Here is a 23,887-nt window from a genome sequence, read left to right on the forward strand (position 1 = left end):
CCAGGATTCTTTTTTCATCTCTCTTATCTCGATTCTCCCATCAGAGCATATAATTTACTCATCGCTTCTTTGATCCCGCCGACCTCGTTAATCAGTCCTTCTTTCACGGCTTCCTCTCCCACAAGAATCGTTCCCACGTCTTTTGTGAGAATTCCGGTTGCCATCATCATCTCTTCCATGCGCGCTCTCGTCACCTTACAATGACTGCACACAAAACCGGTGATCCGGTCCTGCATCTGTTTAAAATAGTCAAATGTCTGCGGCGCGCCGATCACCATGCCGTTCATCCGCACTGGATGGATGACCATCGTTCCCGTAGGCACGATAAAAGAATAGTCCGTGCTCGTGGCAATCGGCACCCCGATCGAATGACTGCCACCGAGCACTAACGATACCGTTGGTTTGCTCAGGGAACCAATCATCTCCGCTATGGCCAGCCCCGCCTCCACATCTCCACCCATCGTGTTTAGCAGCACGAGCAGCCCCTGAATTTCCCTGCTGTCCTCGATCGCCGCCAGCTGGGGCAGAATATGTTCATATTTGGTCGTCTTGGCATTGTTGCCCAGATTGTCATGTCCTTCCACCTCGCCGATGATCGTAATCAGATGAATATTGCCGATCGTCGTCTGTCCGGTCTCTTCGATCCGCTCATCCCGGTGTTTCTCCTGTTCCCGCTTCTCTTTCGCGTCCGCGTTCTCCTTTGATTCTATTTTTTCTTTTTCCGTACTTTCCGCGCTGTTTTTCCCGGTATTATTTTTATGATTGTTTTTACTTTTCGACATATAAGACTCCTTCTCTGTGAATGAATAGAAAAGAATCGCATACACGCGATTCGTCACACGCGCAGACTGCCTCAGCAGCAGTTTCCGCTCCGCGAGCTGCGCATTTTGATTGTTATCATATTAGGAATTTCCGATACGATAAAAAAAGAGAGCAAACTTGCTCTCTCTAGTATCTGCTTAATTTCTGACAATCATTCATGGCAGATCGAAATCATCTTCTCCTTCTTTTAAATCCACCAGGTCAAACTCCATCTCCTCCGGGTGCAGCTCAAAATCATAGTCGAGCGGCGGTTTGACATGCTTTCTTGGAAGCGGCAGGGGATTTTTGATATAATTCGTTGTTTTTTTCTGTTCCTCCATTTTTTATCCTCCGTCTGTCCGGTCACAGATATTCCGCCCGCAGCATCTCTACCATTTCCTCATACTTTTCCCGGCACTCTTCGTTTCTCTGTTGTTCGATCAACTGCACGCATGGTTTGATATAAGTCTCGTACAAATATCGGTAGACATCTTCGTGATCTTTTCTCTTATTGACGCGCTTGATAATCGTTGGCGCCATATCATAATACTGTGCAATCATCGCCTCCCCACCCGGCAATGCAGTCAGATAGTTGTCCCGATACGCCTTCAGGAGATTCAATTCATAACAGTCGGACGGTTTGTTGAGCCCTTCGCATACCGCCGTCGTGATATAACAGAGTTTGCGCTTAAAACCGCTGATCAGCGTGTCATAATCCGCAGCATGAATATTGCTGTTTTTAAATGTCTGCGACCACTTCTCACAGATCGCATCCGCCAAGTCCGTATATTTTTCTTTTTCCTGATACAGAAGAGCGGGAAGTAGAAAAGTCACCATATACATATTCCGGTTCATCTGTGTGGCTTCTCTGCCGATTTTGCCTTTCATGGACTCCATCGCCCTGGCTGCACTGTCCACGACGACCTGCGCGATCTCCTGCGCTGCCCGTCTCCTGTCAACGGCAACATCTATCATACTGCGCATCAGTGTCAGATTATCTCTCTGCTCCGCAAGATAACTTTCAAATCGCTCCGCATACACAGTTCTCTGAAATCCCTTTACAGTCCGGTCCGCATCGGCAAACAGGGAATCGACCCTTCCCCTGAAGTCTTCCAGCACATGTTCATACGATGCCATCGCCGCGTCCGCGCTTTCCCTCACAGAAAATTCCTGACCGCAAAACATACAGATGATCTTGTCTCTGTCCTCCGGTATTTGCATTACTTCGTTACACTTCGGGCATCTGCCCTCTCTGTATTTCATCTCACTGCCCTCCAAGCGGCCTGCACGACTCTTTTTTATTCATCCCAGTTCGTATATACTGCCTGCACGTCATCATCATCATCGAGCAAGTCGAGCGTTCTCTGTAAATTTTTAATATCCGCTTCCTCTTTCAGTTCCACATAAGTTTGCGGGATCATCGTCACTTCTGCGGAAGCCATGACAATCCCCGCCTCCTCCAGCGCCTTCCTCACCCCTTCAAAATCGTCGGGACCGGTAATGATCTCGTAGCTGTCCTCTTCCTCGGAAAAGTCTTCCGCCCCCGCATCGAGCGCTGTCATCATCAGATCATCTGCGTCTGCATCATATTCTTCTTTGTCGATAATGATCTGTCCTTTTTTATCGAACATAAACGAAACGCATCCCTGTGTGCCAATGTTTCCATGACCTTTGGTAAAAGCGCTTCTCACGTTGGCTGCCGTGCGGTTCTTATTGTCGGTGAGCGCATCGACGATAATGGCAATCCCGCTCGGTCCATAACCCTCATATGTAACATACTCATAGTTGACATTGCCCGCGTCCCCGGCCGCCTTCTTGATACCTCTCTCAATCGTGTCATTCGGCATATTGTTGGCTTTGGCTTTGGCTACAACTGCGGCAAGCTTATAATTGTTGCTGACATCTGGTCCGCCCTCTTTGACGGCTACCGCGATTTCTCTGCCGATGATCGTAAAGATCTTTCCCTTTGCAGCGTCATTTTTCTCTTTCTTATGTTTAATGTTCGCAAATTTTGAATGTCCTGACATCGTTTTCTCCTCTTTTGCCATACTGATTCAGCTATGATTCGTTTTCACATCCATCCACGCCAGAGTCCTTGTCCGTACTGTCCGGCGACTGTCCTCCGGCCTTTGTCACAAGCACCGTCTCGATCATTTTATTTTTGACGGAGAGCACTTTAAAATGATAAGCGTCCACGTCTGTCTCATACTCTTCGCCGTCATCCGGTATTTTATCCATCCGCGAGATCAGAAATCCGTTCAATGTCTCAAATGTCTGCTCCCCGAAAGAGATGCCGAATCGTTCTTCCAGCTCCTCGAGCGGAGTCAGACCTTCAATCACATATTCGTTTTCGCTCTTCTCTTTGATATGTGCTTCCTCTTCATCGTATTCATCCATGATATTGCCCACGATCTCTTCCAGTATATCCTCCATGGCGATCAGCCCGGCCGTCTGTCCATACTCGTCGATAACGATCACCATCTGTATCTTCATCGTCCGCATATTGTGGAACAGCACATCGATGTTTCTCGTTTCCGGAATAAATCTCGCTTCCCGTACCAGACCCTTGATACTTTTTACTTTCTTCTCCGCCGCCGACGCACCTTTGCTGCCTTCCCTTGCGCGGACCGCGTCTTTAAAATGCAGGATACCAATGATATGATCGATGTCTCCGTCATAAACCGGATACCGGCTCTTATTTTCGCCGATAATAAAGGTGAGCGCCTCCTGTAATGTCATATTACCGTCTATCGCGATGATATTTTTCCGGTGTGTCATAATATCCTGAGCTTCCTTATCTCCAAACTCAAAGATATTGGTGATCATCTCCGCTTCGCTCGCCTGAAGAACGCCCTGTTCATGTCCTTCATTGACCATGGATATGATTTCTTTTTCTGTCACATCCGAGTCCGTGCGGCTGCGAAACACTCTGGAAATCCTTTTCATAAGTTTTTTGGTAGAACCGATCGTCGCGGCCGTAGGCCCATCATCGTCCATTTCTTCATCCCCTTCTGCAAAAGTCTTATCTATGAATATAGCATTTTCTCTATTCCACGTCAAGAATTCCCTCAGCAACTGTGAAATGAACGTCTTTTTGATATGTGCTGATGATCTGTGTCCCAGCCTCCCGCAGTGCCTGCTGCGTCTTCTCCTGTGCCTCTTCGGCCGTAATCACGGCATAGGCAGGATGCAGTCTTTCGACCAGATCATCGCTTTTACCATTGTCCCTTCCATGATGAGCCGCTTTGTACACATCAACCCGCGGCAACTCCTCCGCGAGCAGTTCTCCGATCCGTTTCTTCCTGGCATCGCCTGCAAAAAAGAAAGTCCGGTTCTCATACACTGCCAGAGTCGCAAGCGAACAGTTGTTGGAATCTTCATAAACTTCCTGCGGCGGATAGACCGTCACCTCCAGTTTTCCGAATGTCCATACCCGGTTGTCCTCCGGCACGGTTACGGTCTCCTCTTCCAGTTTTCCATTCAGCGTTTGCTGTAATTCGGAGCCTTTCTCGAATGAAGTCTGCACGACTTCTCCCACCGGAAATGTATCCAGAAGAAGCGCCGCGCCACCGATATGATCTTTGTCAGGATGCGTCAGAATGAGCAAATCGATCTCCTCCACCTGCAGCGCCCTCAGCTTTTCCATGAGCATAGCGGCATCCTCTTTTGTCCCGGTATCAATCATAATATGACTGCCACCGGTTTGCAGCAGTATACTGTCCGCATCATCCGAGCAGGCAAAAAACCAGACATCCAGCCTGTCATCGTTACTGGCGGACGCCTTTTCCCCGCTGACCGGCGGACAGTCAGCGCAGGCAGGCGCCTTCGTCTCACTGCCTCCGCCCCCGCAGGACGATACAGTCCCACACAGGCAAAGAAATAACAGGCACACAGCGAAGCGCACCTGCAGCTTTCTTTTTCTGATATTACCAGACATATTTTCTCCCTGTTATGTATCCAGCTCAAGACTGATCAAAAGCCCTTTGTTCACTTTTTCCATCATGTCCTGGTCAAGATGACATACTTTATCCTTCAGACGTTTTTTATCGATCGTACGAAGCTGCTCGAGCAGCACAACCGAGTCCTTGACCATCTCGTATCTGTGCGAATCCAGTTCTATATGAGTCGGCAGCTTTGCTTTATTCATCTTTGACGTAATTGCCGCACAGATCACAGTAGGACTGTGCTTATTCCCCACATCGTTCTGAATGATCAGAACAGGCCGGATGCCTCCCTGCTCCGAACCGATCACAGGTCTTAGATCCGCGTAATATACATCTCCACGTCTCATTGATACGTAACACTTCCTTCACTACAATTTAGGAATATTATTGCCTTTTTTCCGGAAGGTATTCAAAATCATCGTAATAATCTTTTACTGCTGTGATCAGCGGACCTTTTCGGTAAACTCTCGGTACCCGTTTGCTGATGTCACATACAAGCTCATAGTTAAAACGTCCGGAGAGATCTCCCAGCTCTTCCGCACTGATCGTCTCCCCGCCGTCTGTTCCCAGCAGTGTCACCACATCTCCTTCTTTTGCCTGCGGAATTTCCGTGACGTCGACCATCATCTGATCCATACAGACTCTGCCTGCAATCCGCGCTCTCTGTCCACGAATCAGCACACAGCCTTTGTTCGAGAGCGACCGCGGATACCCATCCGCATAACCGACCGGAATCGTCGCTATTTTCATGCCTTTACCGGCTCTGAAAGTGCCTCCATAACTGATCTCCATCCCCTCTTCCATATCTTTCACATAAACGATATGACTCTTCAGAGACAGCGCCGGCGTCAGCGACACAATATCACGCTCAACCTCCTCCGACGGCCACAGCCCGTACATCGTGATTCCCGCCCTCACAAGGTCCATATTGGCCTCCGGAATCCGGATAATGCCCGCGCTGTTGGAACAGTGCCGGAGTGGAATGTGCAGCGCCAGCTCCCGCTCAATCCGCTCTGTAAAGGCGCCGAATATCCGGCATTGTCTCACCGCCTCACTCTGGTCGGCCCAGTCTGCCTTGGCAAAATGCGTGAAAATGCCTTCAATCCGGATACCTGGAAGTCCGCTGACCTCCCGCACAAAACGCAGGCCCTCATCGTCAGGCCGGATCCCAATCCTGGACATACCTGTGTCCACTTTGATATGCACAAGCGCTTCCCTGCCTGTGGAAACGGCTTCCTCTGACAGTCGTACCGCCGCGTCCATTCGAAATAATGCAGTGCGGATCTCCTGTCTGATCAGCTCCCCATAACAGTACGGAAATGTATATCCCAAAACCAAAATCGGCTTTTTCACACCGCTTTTCCTCAGAATCTGCGCCTCCTCAAAGGTGGCTGTGGCAAACCCGAACAGATACGGAAGCGGTTCCAGTTCCCGTGCAATGGGAACGCTGCCATGCCCGTATCCATCCGCCTTGATCACCGCAATCATCCTTGTCTGCAGTGCAATATTCGCTTTCATACGGTCCATATTGCACCGTATGGCATCCAGATCCACCTCTGCATACACTCTCTCGTAACTCCTGAGCCGCTCTTCGATGTTCATCTGACATTTCCTCCCTTTGTAAATACCCGGGGAAGCTCCCGTAACAAATCCCCCGCCATCATGCAATAGGCCGACTGTCTCGCAGCCGCGCCATCTCCGGCAAGGCCATGCACATAGACCGCCATACACGCAGCATCCATACCGCGCATTCCCTGTGCGACCAGACCCGCCAACAGGCCTGCCAGCACATCACCGCTGCCGCCGGTCGCCATACCGTCATTTCCCGATGTATTGATATAAAGTTCTCCTGTTGGGCCTCCAACGACAGTTCTCGCATCTTTACCGACTACGACCAGCTGATGCGCTGCCGCATATTCCCTTACCGTAGAGAGCATCTCTTCCTTACAACATTTTATGCTTTTTTTCGTCAGCCGTGAAAGTTCTCCCATATGCGGCGTCAGCCAGACTTCTCTGCCCGGTTCTGCCGCCCTGTCTATCCAATTGTCATGTTCCGAGAGAATATTCAGCCCGTCCGCATCCACGATCAGAGGCAGACGGCAGTGCTTCCATACATATTCCATGAGACGGCAGGCCTGCATATCGGTGCCAAGGCCCGGTCCGATCACGACACAATCCGCCCAGGAAAGAGCAGATTCCAGTGCCTCCTGCGGAAATGTTACCCCATACGTGTCAATAAGCGCTTCCGGCACAGCCGAGAGCAGCAGCTCCCGGTTCTCCTTTGCCGTAATCACACGCACAAGCCCGGCGCCGGCGCGGTAAGCGCCGAGAGCGGCAAACTGACAGGCGCCGTACATACCGGCGCTTCCCGCAATGACAAGTACTTTGCCAAAACTTCCTTTATTTCCGTCTTTCCGTCTCACAGGAAGTCTGCGCAGATCGGACGGCTCATATGCATACGCCTCCGGTGCCTCCAGCCCTTCCCTGCGGGAAATACCAATCTTTTTACAAAGCACCGTTCCCGCATATTCCGCACCCGGATAAAGAAACAGCCCCAGCTTCCGATAGCCATAGGTTACCGTCAGATCCGCGCGGACGGCCATCCCCATGACTTTGCCGGTATCCGCATGAATGCCGGAAGGAATATCGGCTGAGACCACATAGGCTCCTGTCTTATTAATAAACGCAATGGCTTCCTGGAAGCGACCGGTCACTTCCCGCGATAACCCGATCCCAAACAGTGCGTCGATGACAATCTCATAGCTCCCTGTTGCGGCTCTCGCATCTTCCCTCTGCTCCTCCTGTCCGGTCAGTCCGTTCCCGATCGTGACACCAAGGCGTTCCAGAATGGAAATCTGCACCTTTGTCTCCCGGCTGCACTTCTCCCTGTCTCCGATCAGCACATAAGAGACCGGATAGCCGTATTCCTGCAGGATACGTCCGGCCGCAAAACCATCTCCGCCGTTATTGCCACAGCCTGCCACAACGAGCACCTGTCTTTTGCCTGCCCCTGTCCGCTCTGATCTGGCGGGAAACCGTTTTCTGATCTCTTCCGCGGTCGCTGCCGCCGCCCGCTCCATCAGCACCATCGCAGGAATCCCTATCGCATGGATCGTATCCGCATCATATTGTTTCATCTGTGCCGCAGTTACCAGTTCGTACATATCTTCCTCATTTCCCTGTTGAAAAAAGAGCCCGCCCGCGGACTCTTTTATAGTTCAATTCGAATATCAGAAACCTTATTTTCTACCTTTTTTCTTATCTTTATCCGCCTTTTCCGCTCTCGCATTGTACTCTTTGTCAAAAATCTCAATGATTTCCGCTCCGAAAATATCGTGCATATAAGAATACAGATACTGATTCACCTGTTCGGCCTCCTGCTTTCTGATAATCTTCTTTTTCAGCTCAACTCTCGTCTTATCAATCCAGCTGCCGATCTCATTGAGTTCTTCGGTATTCTTCCGCAGTTTTTGATAACACAGCTCCATTGTGGCGATCGTCAGTTTTTTATTGATCTCCTCGATCCGGTCCGGCAGCGTCTGGCTCTCCTCACGATAAGACTTCAGCTTCGCGTTGCATTCTTCGATCAGCCGCCTGTCCTCTCCCATCTTAAACTCCGTATCCGGCAGCGTATCCAGTGTATCCATAGATTCCACAATATCATTCATGAGCTTTTTTTTGATCAGATGAATATCATTCATCTCGCTGTTGACTTTCCCCTGACGCTTCAACAGCTCGTTCAACTGTCTCGTCAGAGACTCAATCTCCGGCGTACTGCCTGTCTGACTGAACAATTTATACCACTTATTGTCCAATATCAGAACCGGCACCTTTCTGTCGCCCAGAATGTCCCTGACTTTTTCTCCATTCCCGTTTTTCTTCCGCCGTCCCAGCATACCCCTCTACCCTTTTTGGTCCTCATAACAACTGATCATATATGACAACTTCATCAGACTGTCCGACAGATGTACGTTTTCTACCTGTACGCCTTCCGGCACCCGCAGATCTACATGGGCAAAATTCCAGATCCCCCTGATCCCATAACCAATCAGCCGGTCCGCCACCTCAATGGCACTGTCCTTGGAAATCGTCAGCACGGCAATATCAATCTCATTTTCGCGGATCCGCTTCTCCACCATCTCCATCGGTTCCACAACAAGATCTCTGACTTTCCTGCCGAACAATTCCGGATTGATGTCGAAGATCCCCTGTATAATAAAACCGCGCTTTTCAAACCCCATATAATTGGCAAGTGCCTGACCAAGATTGCCCGCCCCGATGATGATCAGATGGTGCTGCTTGTCAATCCCCAGAATCCTGCCAATCTCCTCGTATAAATGCTCTACATTATATCCATAGCCCTGCTGTCCGAAACCGCCAAAATTATTAAAATCCTGTCTGATCTGAGAAGCCGTCACCTGCATCCGTCTGCTTAAATCCTGGGAAGAGATACGCTCCACCCCTTCATCTTTAAGCTCTCTTAAATAACGGAAATACCTCGGCAGCCTTCCGATGACCGCCTGTGAAATTTCTCTTTCTTCCATTCTGCATGCCCTCAATCGCCGTATCGCACCTATTATTTTTATTATATAAGAATGTTAAATTCCTGTCAATAACACGACAGACAATAACAGACTTGTATTTCCGTCGCTTTTCCATTAGAATGTAATAGATTATCGGAGGATCTGTTATGCTGTTATCTTGTCAAAATATAAAAAAACAATTCGGAGAAACACTTGTTTTAAACCGCTGCTCCTTTCATATAGAAGAATACGAGAAAGCCGCCGTAATCGGTGTCAACGGTGCAGGCAAAACCACACTCTTTCGCGTGATCACGGGTGAACTGCCCGCTGACGACGGGATCGTCGCCCTTTCCAGGGGGAAGACAATGGGATACCTGCCCCAGCTTGTTGTATTCGAAAGCGAAAATACAATCTATGACGAACTGTTGTCTGTCAAACAGCATCTGATCGAACTGGAACAGAACATCCGTGAGACAGAACTGCGGATGAAACAGCTTTCCGGCAATGAACTTGAGACTTTGATGGAAACTTACGCTTCACTGACGCATCAGTTCGAAATGGAAAACGGTTATGCCTATAAAAGTGAGGTGACCGGCATCCTCAAAGGGCTGGGATTCCCGGAAGGCGATTTCACGAAAAAGATCACGACTCTTTCCGGCGGCCAGAAAACCCGCGTGGCACTCGGAAAGCTGCTGCTTCTGAAACCGGACCTGATCTTACTGGACGAACCTACCAATCATCTGGACATGGCTGCGATCTCCTGGCTGGAAACCTACCTGCTCAATTATAAAGGCGCCGTATTGATCGTCTCCCATGACCGTTATTTTCTTGACCGGGTGGCGACAAAGATCATTGAGATCGACCAGTCGGAAACGACGGTATTTTCCGGCAACTATACGGACTATGCCGCGAAAAAAGAACAGCTTCGCCTTGCCAGATGGAATGCCTGGCAAAATCAACAGCGGGAGATCCGCCATCAGGAACAGGTGATTGAAAAGCTCCGCTCCTTTAACCGTGAAAAGTCGATCCGCCGCGCCGAGAGCCGAGAAAAAATGCTGCAAAAGATAGAGGTGCTCGAAAAACCCACGGAATCCAGAACAGACATGAAATTATGTCTCACACCCCGGATATTAAGCGGGAATGACGTTTTGTCCGTAACTGCCCTGAAAAAGTCGTTCGACGGTGTCACACTGTTTGAAGAACTGGACTTTTCAATCAAACGCGGCGAGCACGTCGCAATTATCGGCAGCAACGGCACCGGCAAGACAACGATCCTCAAGATCATCAATGATCTGATCTCTGCCGACGCCGGAAAGATCCGCACCGGCACCAATGTCCAGATCGGCTACTATGATCAGGAGTACCATGTGCTCCACCCGGAAAAGACATTGTTTGAAGAGATTTCGGACGCCTACCCTGCCCTCTCCAATACGGAGATCCGCAATACACTGGCTGCCTTTCTCTTTACCGGAGAAGAAGTATTTAAACTCGTCCGAGAACTCTCGGGAGGTGAAAAGGGGCGTGTCTCACTCGCAAAACTGATGCTTTCCGAGGCCAACTTCCTGATCCTGGACGAGCCTACCAACCATCTGGATATTATGTCGAAGGAAATACTCGAGGATGCCCTGAACAGTTATCAGGGTACTGTCCTCTATGTATCACATGACAGATATTTTATTAACCGGACAGCGCATCGTATCCTGGAGCTGTCAGGTACTGCACTCACTAACTATCTCGGTAATTATGACTATTATCTGGAAAAAAAGACAGAGTCTGCATTGTCAGCCGCAAACACACTCTCCCCCGCCCCTGCCACCACTGCTGTCAGGACGGATACGGAATCCAAAACCGACTGGAAAAATCAAAGGCTCCAGCAAGCCAGAAAACGGAAGCTAGAAAACGATATGAAAAAAACAGAACAGGCTATCGAGACATTGGAAGCGCGCAATGAAGAACTCGACACACTGATGGCCATGCCGGAAAACTGCACCGATGTGTCAAAACTGACCGAGCTGACGTCAGAGAAAGAGCGTAATCTGCAGGAATTGGAAACCTTATATACCCGCTGGGAGTCTCTGGGAGAAGAAATGGAGGAGTAGAACTTCTACCCCTCCATTTTCGTTATCATATGATACCCTCAGTGGACAAGGGCACCTTTGGTGAAAAAAACGCTACTATGATTCCATCGCTCTGGCAATCTCTTTGATAAACTGCTCGCTGTTTAATACAGTGACGTCTTGCAGAGATGTGATCAACGCCAAGTCCTTCGTCATCCGTCCACTTTCGATTGTCCGGATAGTCGCCTGTTCCAGCCTGTCGGCAAATGCACACAATGCTTCGATTCCGTCCAGCTCTCCCCGCTTGCGCAATGCGCCTGTCCAGGCAAAGATCGTAGCCACCGAATTGGTCGATGTCTCCTCCCCTGCCAGATGTTTATAATAATGTCTCTGCACCGTTCCGTGCGCAGCCTCATATTCATAGACACCATCCGGTGATACGAGGACGCTTGTCATCATCGCCAGAGACCCAAAGGCAGAGGACACCATGTCGCTCATTACATCGCCGTCATAATTCTTGCACGCCCAGATAAAACCGCCCTTCGCCTTCATCACTCTGGCGACGGCATCGTCAATCAAGGTATAGAAATACGTAATCCCCGCCTCATCAAACGCCTTCTGATACTCGCTTTCAAACACTTCCTGAAAAATATCTTTAAACGTATGGTCATATTGTTTGGAAATCGTATCTTTCGTGGCAAACCACAAATCCTGCCTGATGTCAAGCGCATAATTAAAACATGACCTTGCAAAGCTGCGGATCGACTGCTCAGTATTGTGCATTCCCTGCAATACCCCAGGCCCGGAAAACGTATGGATCAGCCTGCGCGTCTCCGTGCCATCCCCGGCAGTGAACACAAGCTCCGCCTTACCCGGTCCGTCCACTTTGATCTCCGCATTTTTATAGACATCTCCATAGGCATGTCTCGCCAGCGTGATTGGTTTCTCCCAGTTCCGCACACAGGGCTCAATCCCCTTTACAATGATCGGCGCCCGGAACACCGTCCCGTCCAAAGCGGCCCGGATCGTACCGTTAGGACTCTTCCACATCTCTTTCAGATGATATTCTTCCACCCGGGCCGCATTCGGTGTGATTGTCGCACACTTGACCGCTACTCCATACTTTTTAGCTGCAAGCGCACTGTCCATTGTCACCTGATCGTCAGTCTCATTTCTGTATTCGAGGCCCAGATCATAATACTCTGTCTTCAGATCTATGTAAGGAAGTAGAAGATTGTCTTTGATCATCTTCCACAGAATTCTTGTCATCTCATCTCCGTCCATCTCCACGAGCGGTGTTTTCATCTGAATTTTTTCCATTGCACACTTTCCTTTCTCATGATCGAATTTATTGTATCGCTGCGTCGGTACGTACTACTTTTCCTCTTCATAATAGGCCATAAAACCGTTCTTTACAATATTCTCATAGGCATTGACCATATGCCTGTTGGCAAGCTGCTCTGCCATATCGCCATCGCCTGCCTTGATCGCCTCCATAATCTTCCGGTGTTCCGCATTGGAAGCTGTGCTCCTCGTCTGTGTCGACAATGTCTTTTTCCGCACCCGCAGCACATACTGATGATAGTCTTTCAGTGCATGTTCGAGCATCTTACTGCTGCAAGCCTCATACATGATCTCGTGAAAACGGTTGTCGAGCTCCGCCATCTGCTCCCTGTGCCCTTTGGACGCATGAAACTCCGAAAGGAAAATATTTTCCTCCATCTCCTCCATCTGTTCCCTGGAGATATGCTCCGTAGCCCATCTGGCACAAAGTCCCTCCAGCAGGGAACGGATCATATAAATATCTTTCACATCCTTCGCCGTAATGCCAGTCACATAAGCGCCCTTATTGGGCACGATCTGAATCAGTCCTTCCAGTTCAAGCTGCCGGAACGCCTCCCGCACCGGCGTCCTGCTCACACCCATCTCTTCCCCGATGGCGACCTCCTTCAGCTCTTCTTTTCCTTTATATCTTCCGTTCAGAATATCTTCCCGGATTTTATGGAATACCCGTCCCCGCAGAGAATACTTGTCCGAGACTTCTTTTTTTACATCATAATTTTCCACTTCTATTGCCCTGCCTGTTTCTTATTGACACATCTCGTATTATTGTATACAACCATACGAGATGTGTCAATATCAAAAATACAACATTCTTTCTATATTAAGCATACCCCAGCCTTGTTGGTACCATGGTTCCCGCAGATCCGTAGCGGCGTAAGTGATTCTTCTCTTTACCTCCCCGTTTCCGGTCTCCGGATTCTTCTGCAGAAGCAGCGCCGCCGCTCCCGACACGATAGGAGTCGACATCGACGTGCCGCTTTTCATCACATAAGCGTTGTGCCATCCTCGCAGCGTGCGCTTCAGGCGGCTGTTGCAGGCTATAATATCTGTCCCTGGCGCTACCACATCCGGTTTTCTGATTTGCGCCCCCTCCGCCTCTCTCCCGGAATAATGTTCACAGAGGGAATTCCGCTCTCCGAAGTATCCTCCTTCATTGCATCCCACAGTGATCACTTTGCGTATGCTTCCAATCGGTGAGAGAGTCCCCGGCATCGGCCCGGCATTCCCCGCTGCGACGACTACCACGATTCCCTGTTCCCACGCCTCTCTGACACATGAGAGCAGAGTCTCTTTCTGCTCTCCCTGCAATTCCAGTCCCAAACCAACAGAAATATTTAAAATCCGGATATTCCAGTCCGTTCTTTTTTGCAGGACCCACTCGATCCCCCGGACCATATGCTCGATCGTTCCGTCACCGTTACTGTTGAGCACCTTGCCTACGACGAGACGACACTCCGGCGCAATCCCCCGGTATTTTCCGCTGGAAAGGCTCCCGTTTCCCGCTAAAATTCCGGAGACATGAGTCGTTGGTTCTTAACACAATAGATTTATAAGTTCCAGTGTATCCTGATTTCCTGTCTGCCCGTTTCCGGATCCTTTTCGCCCACTTCTATGTAATCGATAAAGTCCGCGGCCATCTCATGCGTCAGCTCATCAAAACTGCAATATTTATCAATCAGCTCCTCGATGCTTCTCTTTTCCTTCTGTTCCTGCTCCAGGGCTGCCAGTTTATCGTCCAGGGCAGTAATTGCCTTTGATACGCTATCATACTCTCTGTCAACCTCCGTCTTTAACTGCCGGAACTGCTGATCCGTCACGATACCGCTGACTCTGTCATCATATAATAAGGAAAGTTTTCGTTCCAGGGCAATTTTCCTATCACGATAACTGCCCTGTTCCTTCCGCAGCTCTTCCATCTTCGTACGACTTCCCATAAATCGATTCAAAACCTGCGACAACTGCTCTTTTCTGCCCTGATTCTCCAGCACGCCGGAGACGAGCGCTCTGATATTGTCGAGTACGACCTTTTCAATGACAGAGTAATAAATCAGATGCGTCGTACAGAATTTTTTTCGGGATTTATTGGCTAACTGGCACCGCAGGATCCAGTCTTCCATCTTGCTGTTCGTATATCCGGACTTAATCAGTGTTGACCCGCAGTCCGCACACCGCAGCTTGCCCGCCAGTTTATGTACCTTCCCGCCCTCTGTCGCCCTTCTGCGGCGCGCTTTCATCTTCTGTACTTTATCGAATTTATCCCGGGAAACGATCGGCACATGATGGTCTTTGATGACGACCCATTTATCTTTTGTCGTCTCCACGACCTTTTTATCCTTGTAGCTGACTTTTTCCCAGCGTCCCTGTGTCAAAACTCCCAGATAAGTGTCATTCCCAAGAATCCTGTTAATTGTCGTCGTGCTCCAGAAGTTGTATTTGACGCTGAACTCTTCCGCCTTTTTGTTCGCATAGTTTCCCTGTTTCTTTTTGTATACCGTCGGGTTGTCGATCCCTTTGTCTTCCAGTATGTGACTGATTACCTTTGAGCCATACCCCTCGAGAGCAAGATCAAAGATCATATTGACAACGCCGGCCGCATACTCGTCAACAATGAATTTATGGCCGTCCTGCGGATCACGTAAATACCCGTACGGCGCAAACGAACCGAGAAATTGTCCGGCTTTCATCTTCTGGCGAAATACCGACTTGATATTTCTGGAAAGATCTTCACAGTACCATTCATTTGTCAGGCCATAGATCTGTCTGGTCTTTTTATTCCCTTCCACGCTTGTGTCCACGCCGTCCACCAGACCGATAAAACGGATGCCGAGCAATAGAAAATCATGATGCAGATATTTCTCCAGATGTTCCATATTGCGCGTAAACCGTGACTGTGACTTGCAGAGCACGATCTGAAACTTGCCCAGCCGGCTGTCCCGGATCAGACGGTCAAAGCCCGGCCGGTCGTCATACAAACCCGAATAATCGTCATCAATATACGTATCGGCAATCGCCCACCCCTGCGACAACGCATAATCGGTCAGGAGCAGGCGCTGATTGACAATACTCGCACTGTCGTCCCCTGCATGGATCTTGTCGGCATCCTCCTTACTCAAACGCAGATACAAGGCTACCTGTAACTGAACAATACTCACGCCTGTCTACCCAAGCCTTTTCCCGATCTCTTCGATGAGAATCGCCACGATCTTCTCTTCCCGTTCTTCTTCCCCCAGACAAAATATATTCTGTACCGTAATATTCCCCATAATTTTCCTCCTGTAACTGATTGCAGGTTTTGTTTCAATATATTGCCTGACTGCCTGTTTCTATGATTCCGGCGGACTGTTATCTGCCTTTGGAACTGCTCCTGTCTTCTTCATCGAAACGGCGCAGCGCCGCCGGATCGATCTCCGCGAGCACTTCCCGCTCGATCCCTTTCATGATGTCCAGGAAATCCCCGTCCGTGTAGACGACGTCTTCCTCTTTTTCCGCTTCGTTCTTTTTGTTCTCTTCCATCCCTTTCCTCCTTTACCTGTTGTACCGGTACTCTTTCTTTCTCGTAATATATTCAAAACCATATTGGGGGAATATTTCTTTGTAATAGGCATTCAACACGCCGACCTGTTTCTGCCGGGCAACGTGTCTTGCCTGCTTCTCGCCATGCAGCTTCAACTCCCTGTCGTATGCCTCCCTGTAGGCCTCCTTTGCCCTGTCGATCAGATCCGGATAATCTCTGTTGATCCGTTCCCGGAGCGCCGGCGGATCCGCCTTTGCGGTCCTGCGCATGATGTAATTCATTTCGCCCTGCCCGGATGCTGCTGCCCTGTGCTCCTGCCATTCAGATTTTAACATATTATCAATATCAGCAAAAGAAAAAGTACCTCCAAACTCCGCATACCCTTTCGGATGCCCGTGCGTCACGGTGATGCCTTTTACCTGTAACAGACTGGCCGGGAAACAGACGCTTGTAGCGTTTCCTCTGTATGCCGCCAGAATCTTCCCATCCTGATCAAACGCATATAACTGCTCATGGGCCAGCTTCCGGATTCTCGCCTCTGTTTCTTCCAGACTATGTCCCTGATACCTTTGAATATCTATGGGATTCAGCTTCCCCCTGCTTTTTTCTCCCTCCCTGCTTAGCCAGTCACCGGAATCACCCAGCCCTGACCTCGCGCCTCTTCCGCCGAAAAACTGCAATCGTATCACCACTGTGGCATCACCGCCCTGCTGAACTTGTCCTGAAATTTGGTGATCCTGACAATGTTTCCCTGGCATTCTTCCGGAACGGACCCGTGGAAAATGATCTGTGTAGGTTTCAGCCGTTTTATCATCTCCTGATACCCTTCCACAAACCTTGCCCGGCAGATTTTGTTCTTTATACAGCCAACGGACGATACTGCGACGCAGCTTCCCGCTGGTTCCCCGTCAAAGCACCATTCGTAGCTGTCTCTGTCGCTCCAGCCTATCGTAGCCACTACTTTGATCCCATGGAGCTGCATATAGGCGCCCAGCCAGTGTTTCCGATAATGATTATAGATCTGCAGCGCTTTGGGAAAGTCCGCGTACAGGCTGAAATCCGGAGACATCACAAACCGGAATCTCTTCAGCACAGGCATATATTTATCCGGATTCTCCCATATCCGGCTAAACTGATAATCATCGAGAAAGAAGTGCACCCCTTTCTGCACCGGCTGTCTGTAACCAAGCGCATAATTAAATCCTATGTACTCGCACGGATCGCACTGGATCGGATATATCTCCGGAATCGTGTACTGTCCCGTTCCCGGAAACTTCCAACGATTGATATTTTCATAGTTTCTCTGTTTTCGATAGATCATCTGTTTTTTCAATCCTTATCTTTTGACCCACGCATCCGGACGTGCCACAATCCGGATGCCTTGGCTTTCTTACAATTCAATGCACAGATACACATAGTAACAGTTACCGTGGCACTTATATCAAGCAAAATGCTCAATATTCCCTATATCATGGCAGATACCTGCCGCCCTCCAGCGTAGCAAGGTCCGTCTGTCCCGGAATCTGCTGCGAATCCTTCTTCCCAGCTGTCTGACGCCATTTTTCCAACAAGGAAACGATGACGCTCTCCATATCTTCCACCTTGTAATCCTCCGGAAAGTATTGAGAAAGCAGGTCTCTTTTTAATATGATCCTTTGCGGTGTCCGCGCTGCCTGCTCTGTCTGCAATACCATATCCAGGACGTCCTCCGTCACACTGCCCGCCCTGCTGTATTCCTTCAGATTCTGCGCCTGCCTGCCGTTCGGTGTAATATGATGATCCTGCATATACTGCAGGAGTCTCCGCTGTTCTCCATGTCGCAGATAAGACAGGTCTGACGCCGCGATCACCGGCAGTTGTCCGGCGTCTGTCATATCCATCAGCTCCGGGATCAGCCAGGTCAGTCTGATGTATCTCTGTATCGTGTTCCTGCTCTCCCCGGTCTTCTGTGCCAGTATCTCGTCCGAACGCCGGAGCTTCGTATCTCCTGTTCCTCCGATGCGCTCCCTGCCTTCCACTATTTTCTGATCAGGATTTCCTTCTGGCCGTATCTTTTGCAGACGTTTTTGCGCCTCCATGTGCATCCGGTAGGAAAAAGCCTTTTCTTTGATACTGATCTGCTCCCGCTGGATATTGGATTCCACCATAATGAGAACGGCCTCGTCATCGCTGTAATCTCTCACCATAAACGGCATCGTGGCAACTCCGGCAAGCGTACAGGCCGTCTTGCGCCTGTGACCGGCGATCGCTTCATATCCTCCTCCCGGCGCCGGCCTGGCGATGCCCGGATGTAAGACTCCCCGTTGCCGGATACTCTCTACAAGCTCCGCCATATCCCCGTCCATCTTCACGGCAAACGGATGTCCCGGAAAGTCTTTGACTGCCGCCGGATCCAGATCAAGCATCCGGAAAGGCCGGTCGGAATCCAAATCCTGATCCGAAATGCCAAACAGTTCTTCCAGCGGCTTCATCGTCATGCCAGTACCTCCTTTGTAAAGTCTCTGTACGCGCAGGCGCCGGCAGATTTCCCGCGGTGCGCATAAATGCTCTTTCCCTTTCCCGACGCTTCCGCAATGCAGATATTTCTCGGTATCCAGGTATCAAATACCCGTATCGCGGGCTGATACGTCTCTTTTACTTCCCTCATAATGTTTCTGTGCTCCTTTGTCCTGGCATCCACTTTCGTAAATAAGATTCCCCTGATCTGCAGTGCTTTGTTCAGTTTCTTCCGCACCATGCCAATACTCCGGAAGAGCTGCTGCATTCCCACCGCGGACAGATTCTCCGGCTCCACCGTGATAATGACTTCATCGGCCGCAGTCAGGTCATTTAACGTAAGCAGCCCCAGAGAAGGCGGACAGTCGATCAGAATATAATCATACCGGTCTGTCAGTATGTCAATATAACTCTTCAGGATATGTTCCCTGCTCATGGCGGACATCAGCGTCATCTCCATCGGACACAGATTGAGGTTCGCCGGCATGATATGTACGCCCTCGTCACTGAACAGAATACCGTCATCCGGACGCAACTCTTCTTCCCGGATGATCCTGCCATAGATGTCAGCGATCGTCACTTCCAGGTCGTCCGGATCATACCCCAGTGATTTCGCCAGATTCCCCTGCGGGTCCGTATCGATCAACAGCACGCTGTATCCCATATCCGCAAGCCCTATCCCCATATGCAGCGTTGTCGTCGTCTTACCGACGCCGCCTTTCTGGTTTATCGTCGCGATAACTTTGCATGTATCACTCATCATTCGCTTCTCCTCCCGGATTTATTAAAAAACATCTTTTCCCTTCCTCCCTTTCAGAATCAGCAATATTCCGGAAACCGGATCTGTACCGCCTGCCAGAAGTACCTGGCATAACTACAACAAAACAGCTCTTCCACCGTATATCTTCTGCATTCTTTTAACTGCCTCTCCGGATCGTCTCCCTCAATAGATACGCTCGGCGTGCCGTTGCAATACAGATTCAACGCCAGTCGGATGATCTTTGCACTACCACTGGTGATCCATCCCTCTGTCAGGCATTCAGTTTTCACACAGTCGTCCTCAAAATCATAAACCTCCCAGACATGATTTCTTGTATCTGCACTGACGCCAAGACAATACAGTAACGCCATATGGTATACATCCTTATTTCTGCAATGTTCTAACGCCGTATAGAAAAAATCCTGATGCTCATCATCTCTGAAAATAATATCCATATTCCGGCTCTCCTTCCTATCTCCATCTTAATAATTCGTTTCCGGCCAGCAAGATCAGCGCACCTGCCATCAGCATACGCACCATCCATTCCAGCGGACCGCCGGTCCTGATCCGGGCCAGCGTGATCCGTTTCATCGTAAAGGGGAAAAGCAGCGACACGCCGCCGGCCAGCATATCCAGAAACAAATGACTCAGTACACCGACGCCGACGCCCCATGACGCCAGAAATACCGTCTCTTTCCATGCCGGCAGCGCGATCGCTCCCGCTGACACCAGCAGGGTACAGAGAACTGCCATAAACAGAGAATGACTGGCCCCTCTATGCCCTGCCGCCCCTCTGACATACTGCTCCTGCCTGCGTGGCAACAGGTTCCCCAGGCCACGCAGTAACGTCTGAAAGATACCTACGGCCACACTGATCCCGCGATGCCGTCTGCTGATGCTGCTGCGCGGATGATCGATGTCAGGAATCAGACTCCCCAATACTGCCGCGGACAATAAGACCGCTTTCCCTGCCACGTCGTCCGGCGATGTCAGGATACCCGCCGTAAGCATTCCTGCCGCCACGCCGCCCAACCGATGTGATGCTGCCATCATAATGATCGCTCTCCCCTCTTTTGTAAAATTATATTTCGAAAACAAGTATAACCGCATATGTATATCCGCTTTCTACGGTACATGAACTGATACCGCCATATGTCATGCTGGCCGTAAACGATGTAAAACCGCTTCCCGCATACCGGGCATTCATGCGCTTTCACCACTTTATATTTATAGATACAACTGCTGACTTGAAAAAGTAAATTCCAGTGCAGGACTAAATTCCACCCTATTTTAATAGTTGGCGATTTTATCAAATTTTTTTAGGCAAATTGATAGGAATTCGTTTATAATAGAAGCAACTTCCTGCAAAATAATCGAATGGATGACATGACAAACAGACCGCTGGAAATGCAGTGTGCAAGACTGAATTCCACCAGCCGAACATATGAAATGTGAAAAGTCTATTTCCTGTCTGACAGCAGATTTTTTGTGGTGGTTAGTGGTTAAAGCGTATCAGCTTAGGCGTCAGGTTGACTTCATCGGGAGGAATCGGTCTAAGCTGAAGTGCTTTTAAAGTGCGGGCCCCATAAGTCCATAATGCTGCTTCATAAGGAGTGCGCCCGCCAAGGCTTTCCCGCGGCATGGAGTTGATGTGGTTTACGATCAGGTTCACATCCCACTGGGTCAGGAATTCAAAACTGGTGCCTTTTGGGAGAACCATCCGGAGCAGGGTGTGTGCGTTTTCAACACCGCCTTTTTGTCCGCTTCGCATAGGGTCACAGTAGAAGACGCTGGAGCATTTTTCTCCGTATATGTCGGTTTCCAGAGAGTCTGGGTCACCGAATTCCGAACCCCGGTCTGTAAGGACGGTATGGAACAGAAGATGGAAATCGGTATCCAGACGGTTTTTAAGCCGGTCAAAGACTATGCGGACAGCGCCGGTTGTGCATCGGTTCATCAGGAAGGCAAGAAACAGCTTTTCCTTGCGCAGATAGAAAGTGAGCAGTACTTTTTTAGAGTCTCTCGAAGAATGTACGGTATCCATTTCAGCGGCCCTCTCTCTATAGTCCGGGTCGAGCAGGAGAAAATCACTGTACATGCGGCCTGAAAACACTTCACGGTTGGTAATCTGTGTTTTGTGGCACTTGCGGGGCCGGAACTTCGTCTTGCGTTTCAGGTCGATATTCCTGGCTGTAAAGAGTCCCTTATCGATGTAGGTGTAGACGGAACGGACGGACATATCCAGCTCCGGATGGTTTGCCACGATCTGATAAGGGGACTGTCCTTGATAGACCAGATGGGAAACCAGCTTGTCTTTCTTTGCCAGTTCGGTCTTTGTCATGTTTAAGCCGCTTCGGGAAGAGCTTAGGGTCTCAGTGTATTTACGGTGTGCAAAACGGGCATCGTACACATATTTGTGGGCGATGGTACATTTATGGAGCGCCTTGTCGCAGCCATTGCAGACATAAGGGGCCTTGTCCAGACGGCCGCATCGTTCCCGGGCAAAATCTCTGCATGTCTGGTTACAGGATGGACAGGAGGTGCACTTGATCCCACAAAGGATGATCTTGCCACAGACATTTGTTTTTCGACAGTGATATCTGTGGATGCAGAAGTTATGGGCATTGTAGAAGGTGCCCTTGTGATACCAGTCGCTGAGCCGGTGCTTTTTGACCTCTTTAGAAATGGTAGAGGGATCTTTGCAGAGGAAGCGTGCAATGTCTTTAAAGGATGTTGCAGAGGAAAGGGCTTTTTCAATGTAAAGCCGATCCTGCAAGGAGAGATGTTTTTGATTGCCAGGTATAAGATTGCTCATGATTTCTCCTTCTACTGCTGTCAGAAAGCAGAGGAATCATATCATAAGCGTATGAAGAAGTAAACTCTACTTATGCAGAGGTAAATGCTACTGTAGTTTGAGAAGGTGGAATTTAAGATTTCATTTCAGGTATAGATACAACTCAATTCGAATCCCCTTGATTTTTCCTGCCTGGTCTGTTACAATAGCGATACGTAATACAGGTGGCATCTGATCTGTCAGGCGGATATTGACGATGCGGTTGCCTTAAGCATGTGAAGTGTCGGTCAAAACAGATTCACATGCTTTTTTTTGGTGCGGTACATAATATTGTCATTCTTGTATCCTTCTTCTTAATCCAAAAACTGATTATTCTCATATCAATGTCATTTACTTAAGCCTTCCCTCTGTTAAGTTAAGGCTTTTCCCTCTCTAAAATTTCTGTTGCAATTCCTTATATACTCTCTGTCTGTGTTCATGAAATGTACCGTCATGTGGTTAATCTCCATGAACTCTGATTGCGTCAAAGCTTCAAGCTGCCTTGCCATCTGTGCTTTTCCATAGGTCTGATACAGCAGCTTCGTGGAAAAGGAACGCTGTGCATAAAGGGCTTCACGCTTCAACTGCTCTAAAATCGGGTTTTCGCTCATGTTGCGCTACCTCTGTAATTGAAGTGTCTGCATTGGGCAATGTCATTTACTTAAGCCCTCCCTCCGTTAAGTTAAGGCTTTTCCCTCTCTAAAATTTCTGTTGCAATTCCTTATATACTCTCTGTCTGTGTTCATGAAATGTACCGTCATGTGGTTAATCTCCATGAACTCTGATTGAGTTAAAGCTTCAAGCTGCCTTGCCATCTGTGCTTTTCCATAGGTCTGATACAATAGATCCGTGGAAAAGGAACGTTGTGCATATAGGGCTTCACGCTTCAACTGCTCTAAAATTGGGATTTCGTTCATGTTACGCTCTTACGACTTGACAGACTGCGCCGTTTTTCCATTCCACTCTTTTCATCAATAATATGTTCTGCTTCCATGCCAGCCATAAAAATCAACACTTTTGATACTCTCTCGGTAGGCATTTCTGTAATTTTTCGGATTGCGGTTTCTTTTTCAAGTGTCATCATGCCATTGCCTCCTTTCTTCTATTGAATAGTTCAAGTATAAATCAACCTGTTCATGTTGTCAATATATTTTTCTTGACTTGTTCAAGTTTTTTTGTTATTGTATAATTCATAGGAGGTACACTATGAACCAATGTGATAGGATAAGACAAATACTGAAAGAAAATAAATTAAAGCAAAAAGAGTTTGCTTCTGTTATTGGTGTAACCGAGAGTTACATATCCAAACTCCTTAAAGATCCCGATATTCGGTTATCTCAATCTCTTGCCGTTTTGATTGAAGAAAAATATGGATATAATGCTGAATGGGTTCTTAATGGAACTGAACCTAAGCTAAAGCAAATCAGCAAAAATAAATCGTTGTCCGAAATTCATCAGAAGGCGCTTGCACAACTGGAAAAAATGAATGATGAACAGGTCAAAGCTGTTTTGGCTTTTATTAACTCCTTAGATGAATTGGAAAAGTCGCTCCAAGCAGCTCCACACAATTCTGAAAAATGATGTAGGTACGGGATGTACCTGCATTTTTTTCAAA

Annotated in this window: 27 protein-coding genes and 1 pseudogene; 2 read left to right on the forward strand and 26 right to left on the reverse strand. The window is 48.9% G+C overall.

The annotated features are described in order from the left end of the window. Positions 1–23 precede the first annotated feature (23 nt). The 11 genes from V1224_09135 to V1224_09185 all read right to left on the reverse strand — a co-directional run bounded on the left by V1224_09135 (position 24) and on the right by V1224_09185 (position 9,289). On the reverse strand, positions 24–782 hold the full coding sequence (locus tag V1224_09135) for an ATP-dependent Clp protease proteolytic subunit (protein WWR14669.1): 759 nt from the start codon (positions 780–782) through the stop codon (positions 24–26). Between the two features lie 195 nt (positions 783–977). After that, a complete protein-coding gene (locus tag V1224_09140; protein WWR14670.1) occupies positions 978–1,142 on the reverse strand; it encodes a hypothetical protein in 165 nt (54 codons plus the stop codon). Positions 1,143–1,164: 22 nt separating this feature from the next. Further along, complete coding sequence (locus tag V1224_09145; GenBank protein ID WWR14671.1) at positions 1,165–2,064, reverse strand: CFI-box-CTERM domain-containing protein; 900 nt, start codon at positions 2,062–2,064, stop codon at positions 1,165–1,167. A 35-nt stretch (positions 2,065–2,099) separates the two neighbouring features. Further along, a complete protein-coding gene (locus V1224_09150) occupies positions 2,100–2,828 on the reverse strand; it encodes a YebC/PmpR family DNA-binding transcriptional regulator (GenBank protein ID WWR14672.1) in 729 nt (242 codons plus the stop codon). 31 nt (positions 2,829–2,859) lie between these two features. Continuing rightward, on the reverse strand, positions 2,860–3,798 hold the full coding sequence (locus V1224_09155; protein ID WWR14673.1) for a hemolysin family protein: 939 nt from the start codon (positions 3,796–3,798) through the stop codon (positions 2,860–2,862). A gap of 49 nt (positions 3,799–3,847) precedes the next feature. Further along, the gene (locus V1224_09160; protein WWR14674.1) at positions 3,848–4,738 is read right to left on the reverse strand and encodes an MBL fold metallo-hydrolase; all 891 of its coding nucleotides are present in this window, start codon (positions 4,736–4,738) and stop codon (positions 3,848–3,850) included. A 12-nt stretch (positions 4,739–4,750) separates the two neighbouring features. Beyond that, positions 4,751–5,092 carry a type II toxin-antitoxin system PemK/MazF family toxin gene (locus tag V1224_09165; protein ID WWR14675.1) on the reverse strand — a complete coding sequence of 114 codons (342 nt, stop codon included), beginning with the start codon at positions 5,090–5,092 and terminating at the stop codon, positions 4,751–4,753. 37 nt (positions 5,093–5,129) lie between these two features. Next, positions 5,130–6,347, reverse strand: a complete 1,218-nt coding sequence (gene alr, locus V1224_09170; GenBank protein ID WWR14676.1) for an alanine racemase — start codon at positions 6,345–6,347, stop codon at positions 5,130–5,132. After that, the gene (locus tag V1224_09175; protein ID WWR14677.1) at positions 6,344–7,909 is read right to left on the reverse strand and encodes an NAD(P)H-hydrate dehydratase; all 1,566 of its coding nucleotides are present in this window, start codon (positions 7,907–7,909) and stop codon (positions 6,344–6,346) included. The genes alr and V1224_09175 overlap by 4 nt, the downstream gene beginning before the upstream one ends. A gap of 75 nt (positions 7,910–7,984) precedes the next feature. Beyond that, entirely contained in the window at positions 7,985–8,641 is a 657-nt protein-coding gene (locus V1224_09180) for a hypothetical protein (GenBank protein ID WWR14678.1), read from the reverse strand. A gap of 6 nt (positions 8,642–8,647) precedes the next feature. Then, positions 8,648–9,289, reverse strand: coding sequence for a redox-sensing transcriptional repressor Rex (locus V1224_09185; protein ID WWR14679.1), 642 nt, complete (start codon positions 9,287–9,289; stop codon positions 8,648–8,650). Positions 9,290–9,435: 146 nt separating this feature from the next. Here V1224_09185 and V1224_09190 point away from each other — a divergent pair, with 146 nt between their 5' ends. Further along, entirely contained in the window at positions 9,436–11,367 is a 1,932-nt protein-coding gene (locus V1224_09190) for an ABC-F family ATP-binding cassette domain-containing protein (GenBank protein ID WWR14680.1), read from the forward strand. Positions 11,368–11,442: 75 nt separating this feature from the next. Here the strand turns inward: V1224_09190 and V1224_09195 are convergent, their stop codons facing one another. From V1224_09195 to V1224_09265, 15 genes and pseudogenes are all read right to left on the reverse strand, one after another. Next, positions 11,443–12,645, reverse strand: a complete 1,203-nt coding sequence (locus V1224_09195; GenBank protein ID WWR14681.1) for an NADP-dependent isocitrate dehydrogenase — start codon at positions 12,643–12,645, stop codon at positions 11,443–11,445. Positions 12,646–12,699: 54 nt separating this feature from the next. Next, positions 12,700–13,392: a GntR family transcriptional regulator gene (locus V1224_09200; protein WWR14682.1), complete on the reverse strand. Its 693-nt coding sequence runs from the start codon at positions 13,390–13,392 to the stop codon at positions 12,700–12,702. 72 nt (positions 13,393–13,464) lie between these two features. Beyond that, positions 13,465–14,181 (reverse strand): annotated as a pseudogene (locus V1224_09205) (S8 family serine peptidase). A gap of 35 nt (positions 14,182–14,216) precedes the next feature. Continuing rightward, entirely contained in the window at positions 14,217–15,821 is a 1,605-nt protein-coding gene (locus V1224_09210) for a recombinase family protein (protein WWR14683.1), read from the reverse strand. A gap of 190 nt (positions 15,822–16,011) precedes the next feature. Then, positions 16,012–16,182 (reverse strand): hypothetical protein, encoded by a 171-nt coding sequence (locus V1224_09215; GenBank protein WWR14684.1) that lies wholly within the window; start codon positions 16,180–16,182, stop codon positions 16,012–16,014. Positions 16,183–16,194: 12 nt separating this feature from the next. Beyond that, the gene (locus V1224_09220; GenBank protein WWR14685.1) at positions 16,195–16,875 is read right to left on the reverse strand and encodes a hypothetical protein; all 681 of its coding nucleotides are present in this window, start codon (positions 16,873–16,875) and stop codon (positions 16,195–16,197) included. After that, a complete protein-coding gene (locus V1224_09225) occupies positions 16,869–17,504 on the reverse strand; it encodes a DUF4417 domain-containing protein (GenBank protein ID WWR14686.1) in 636 nt (211 codons plus the stop codon). Before V1224_09225 ends, V1224_09220 begins: the two co-directional genes overlap by 7 nt. 148 nt (positions 17,505–17,652) lie before the next feature. Continuing rightward, positions 17,653–18,660: a ParB/RepB/Spo0J family partition protein gene (locus V1224_09230; protein ID WWR14687.1), complete on the reverse strand. Its 1,008-nt coding sequence runs from the start codon at positions 18,658–18,660 to the stop codon at positions 17,653–17,655. Further along, on the reverse strand, positions 18,657–19,442 hold the full coding sequence (locus V1224_09235; GenBank protein WWR14688.1) for a ParA family protein: 786 nt from the start codon (positions 19,440–19,442) through the stop codon (positions 18,657–18,659). The genes V1224_09230 and V1224_09235 overlap by 4 nt, the downstream gene beginning before the upstream one ends. Before the next feature lie 56 nt (positions 19,443–19,498). Further along, positions 19,499–19,894, reverse strand: coding sequence for a DUF6075 family protein (locus V1224_09240; protein WWR14689.1), 396 nt, complete (start codon positions 19,892–19,894; stop codon positions 19,499–19,501). 16 nt (positions 19,895–19,910) lie between these two features. Next, a complete protein-coding gene (locus tag V1224_09245; protein ID WWR14690.1) occupies positions 19,911–20,492 on the reverse strand; it encodes a metal-dependent hydrolase in 582 nt (193 codons plus the stop codon). A 442-nt stretch (positions 20,493–20,934) separates the two neighbouring features. Then, positions 20,935–22,254 carry an IS30 family transposase gene (locus V1224_09250; GenBank protein WWR14691.1) on the reverse strand — a complete coding sequence of 440 codons (1,320 nt, stop codon included), beginning with the start codon at positions 22,252–22,254 and terminating at the stop codon, positions 20,935–20,937. A 389-nt stretch (positions 22,255–22,643) separates the two neighbouring features. Then, entirely contained in the window at positions 22,644–22,883 is a 240-nt protein-coding gene (locus V1224_09255) for a hypothetical protein (GenBank protein ID WWR14692.1), read from the reverse strand. 66 nt (positions 22,884–22,949) lie between these two features. After that, on the reverse strand, positions 22,950–23,189 hold the full coding sequence (locus V1224_09260) for a hypothetical protein (protein ID WWR14693.1): 240 nt from the start codon (positions 23,187–23,189) through the stop codon (positions 22,950–22,952). After that, positions 23,186–23,356, reverse strand: a complete 171-nt coding sequence (locus V1224_09265) for a hypothetical protein (GenBank protein ID WWR14694.1) — start codon at positions 23,354–23,356, stop codon at positions 23,186–23,188. Before V1224_09265 ends, V1224_09260 begins: the two co-directional genes overlap by 4 nt. 122 nt (positions 23,357–23,478) lie before the next feature. Between V1224_09265 and V1224_09270 the strand changes: the two genes are divergently transcribed. After that, entirely contained in the window at positions 23,479–23,853 is a 375-nt protein-coding gene (locus V1224_09270) for a helix-turn-helix transcriptional regulator (protein WWR14695.1), read from the forward strand. Positions 23,854–23,887: the final 34 nt, after the last annotated feature.

The organism is Lachnospiraceae bacterium JLR.KK008 (genome assembly GCA_037015955.1).
GTDB lineage: Bacteria > Bacillota > Clostridia > Lachnospirales > Lachnospiraceae > VSOB01.

What these genes read in the sequence shown, in the direction of transcription:
- V1224_09135 (WWR14669.1), bottom strand. Translation starts at nt 782, where the DNA reads ATGTCGAAAAGTAAAAACAATCATAAAAATAATACCGGGAAAAACAGC.
- V1224_09140 (WWR14670.1), bottom strand. Translation starts at nt 1,142, where the DNA reads ATGGAGGAACAGAAAAAAACAACGAATTATATCAAAAATCCCCTGCCG.
- V1224_09145 (WWR14671.1), bottom strand. Translation starts at nt 2,064, where the DNA reads ATGAAATACAGAGAGGGCAGATGCCCGAAGTGTAACGAAGTAATGCAA.
- V1224_09150 (WWR14672.1), bottom strand. Translation starts at nt 2,828, where the DNA reads ATGTCAGGACATTCAAAATTTGCGAACATTAAACATAAGAAAGAGAAA.
- V1224_09155 (WWR14673.1), bottom strand. Translation starts at nt 3,798, where the DNA reads ATGGACGATGATGGGCCTACGGCCGCGACGATCGGTTCTACCAAAAAA.
- V1224_09160 (WWR14674.1), bottom strand. Translation starts at nt 4,738, where the DNA reads ATGTCTGGTAATATCAGAAAAAGAAAGCTGCAGGTGCGCTTCGCTGTG.
- V1224_09165 (WWR14675.1), bottom strand. Translation starts at nt 5,092, where the DNA reads ATGAGACGTGGAGATGTATATTACGCGGATCTAAGACCTGTGATCGGT.
- alr (WWR14676.1), bottom strand. Translation starts at nt 6,347, where the DNA reads ATGAACATCGAAGAGCGGCTCAGGAGTTACGAGAGAGTGTATGCAGAG.
- V1224_09175 (WWR14677.1), bottom strand. Translation starts at nt 7,909, where the DNA reads ATGTACGAACTGGTAACTGCGGCACAGATGAAACAATATGATGCGGAT.
- V1224_09180 (WWR14678.1), bottom strand. Translation starts at nt 8,641, where the DNA reads ATGCTGGGACGGCGGAAGAAAAACGGGAATGGAGAAAAAGTCAGGGAC.
- V1224_09185 (WWR14679.1), bottom strand. Translation starts at nt 9,289, where the DNA reads ATGGAAGAAAGAGAAATTTCACAGGCGGTCATCGGAAGGCTGCCGAGG.
- V1224_09190 (WWR14680.1), top strand. Translation starts at nt 9,436, where the DNA reads ATGCTGTTATCTTGTCAAAATATAAAAAAACAATTCGGAGAAACACTT.
- V1224_09195 (WWR14681.1), bottom strand. Translation starts at nt 12,645, where the DNA reads ATGGAAAAAATTCAGATGAAAACACCGCTCGTGGAGATGGACGGAGAT.
- V1224_09215 (WWR14684.1), bottom strand. Translation starts at nt 16,182, where the DNA reads ATGGAAGAGAACAAAAAGAACGAAGCGGAAAAAGAGGAAGACGTCGTC.
- V1224_09225 (WWR14686.1), bottom strand. Translation starts at nt 17,504, where the DNA reads ATGATCTATCGAAAACAGAGAAACTATGAAAATATCAATCGTTGGAAG.
- V1224_09230 (WWR14687.1), bottom strand. Translation starts at nt 18,660, where the DNA reads ATGACGATGAAGCCGCTGGAAGAACTGTTTGGCATTTCGGATCAGGAT.
- V1224_09235 (WWR14688.1), bottom strand. Translation starts at nt 19,442, where the DNA reads ATGATGAGTGATACATGCAAAGTTATCGCGACGATAAACCAGAAAGGC.
- V1224_09240 (WWR14689.1), bottom strand. Translation starts at nt 19,894, where the DNA reads ATGGATATTATTTTCAGAGATGATGAGCATCAGGATTTTTTCTATACG.
- V1224_09245 (WWR14690.1), bottom strand. Translation starts at nt 20,492, where the DNA reads ATGATGGCAGCATCACATCGGTTGGGCGGCGTGGCGGCAGGAATGCTT.
- V1224_09250 (WWR14691.1), bottom strand. Translation starts at nt 22,254, where the DNA reads ATGAGCAATCTTATACCTGGCAATCAAAAACATCTCTCCTTGCAGGAT.
- V1224_09255 (WWR14692.1), bottom strand. Translation starts at nt 22,883, where the DNA reads ATGAGCGAAAACCCGATTTTAGAGCAGTTGAAGCGTGAAGCCCTTTAT.
- V1224_09260 (WWR14693.1), bottom strand. Translation starts at nt 23,189, where the DNA reads ATGAACGAAATCCCAATTTTAGAGCAGTTGAAGCGTGAAGCCCTATAT.
- V1224_09265 (WWR14694.1), bottom strand. Translation starts at nt 23,356, where the DNA reads ATGATGACACTTGAAAAAGAAACCGCAATCCGAAAAATTACAGAAATG.
- V1224_09270 (WWR14695.1), top strand. Translation starts at nt 23,479, where the DNA reads ATGAACCAATGTGATAGGATAAGACAAATACTGAAAGAAAATAAATTA.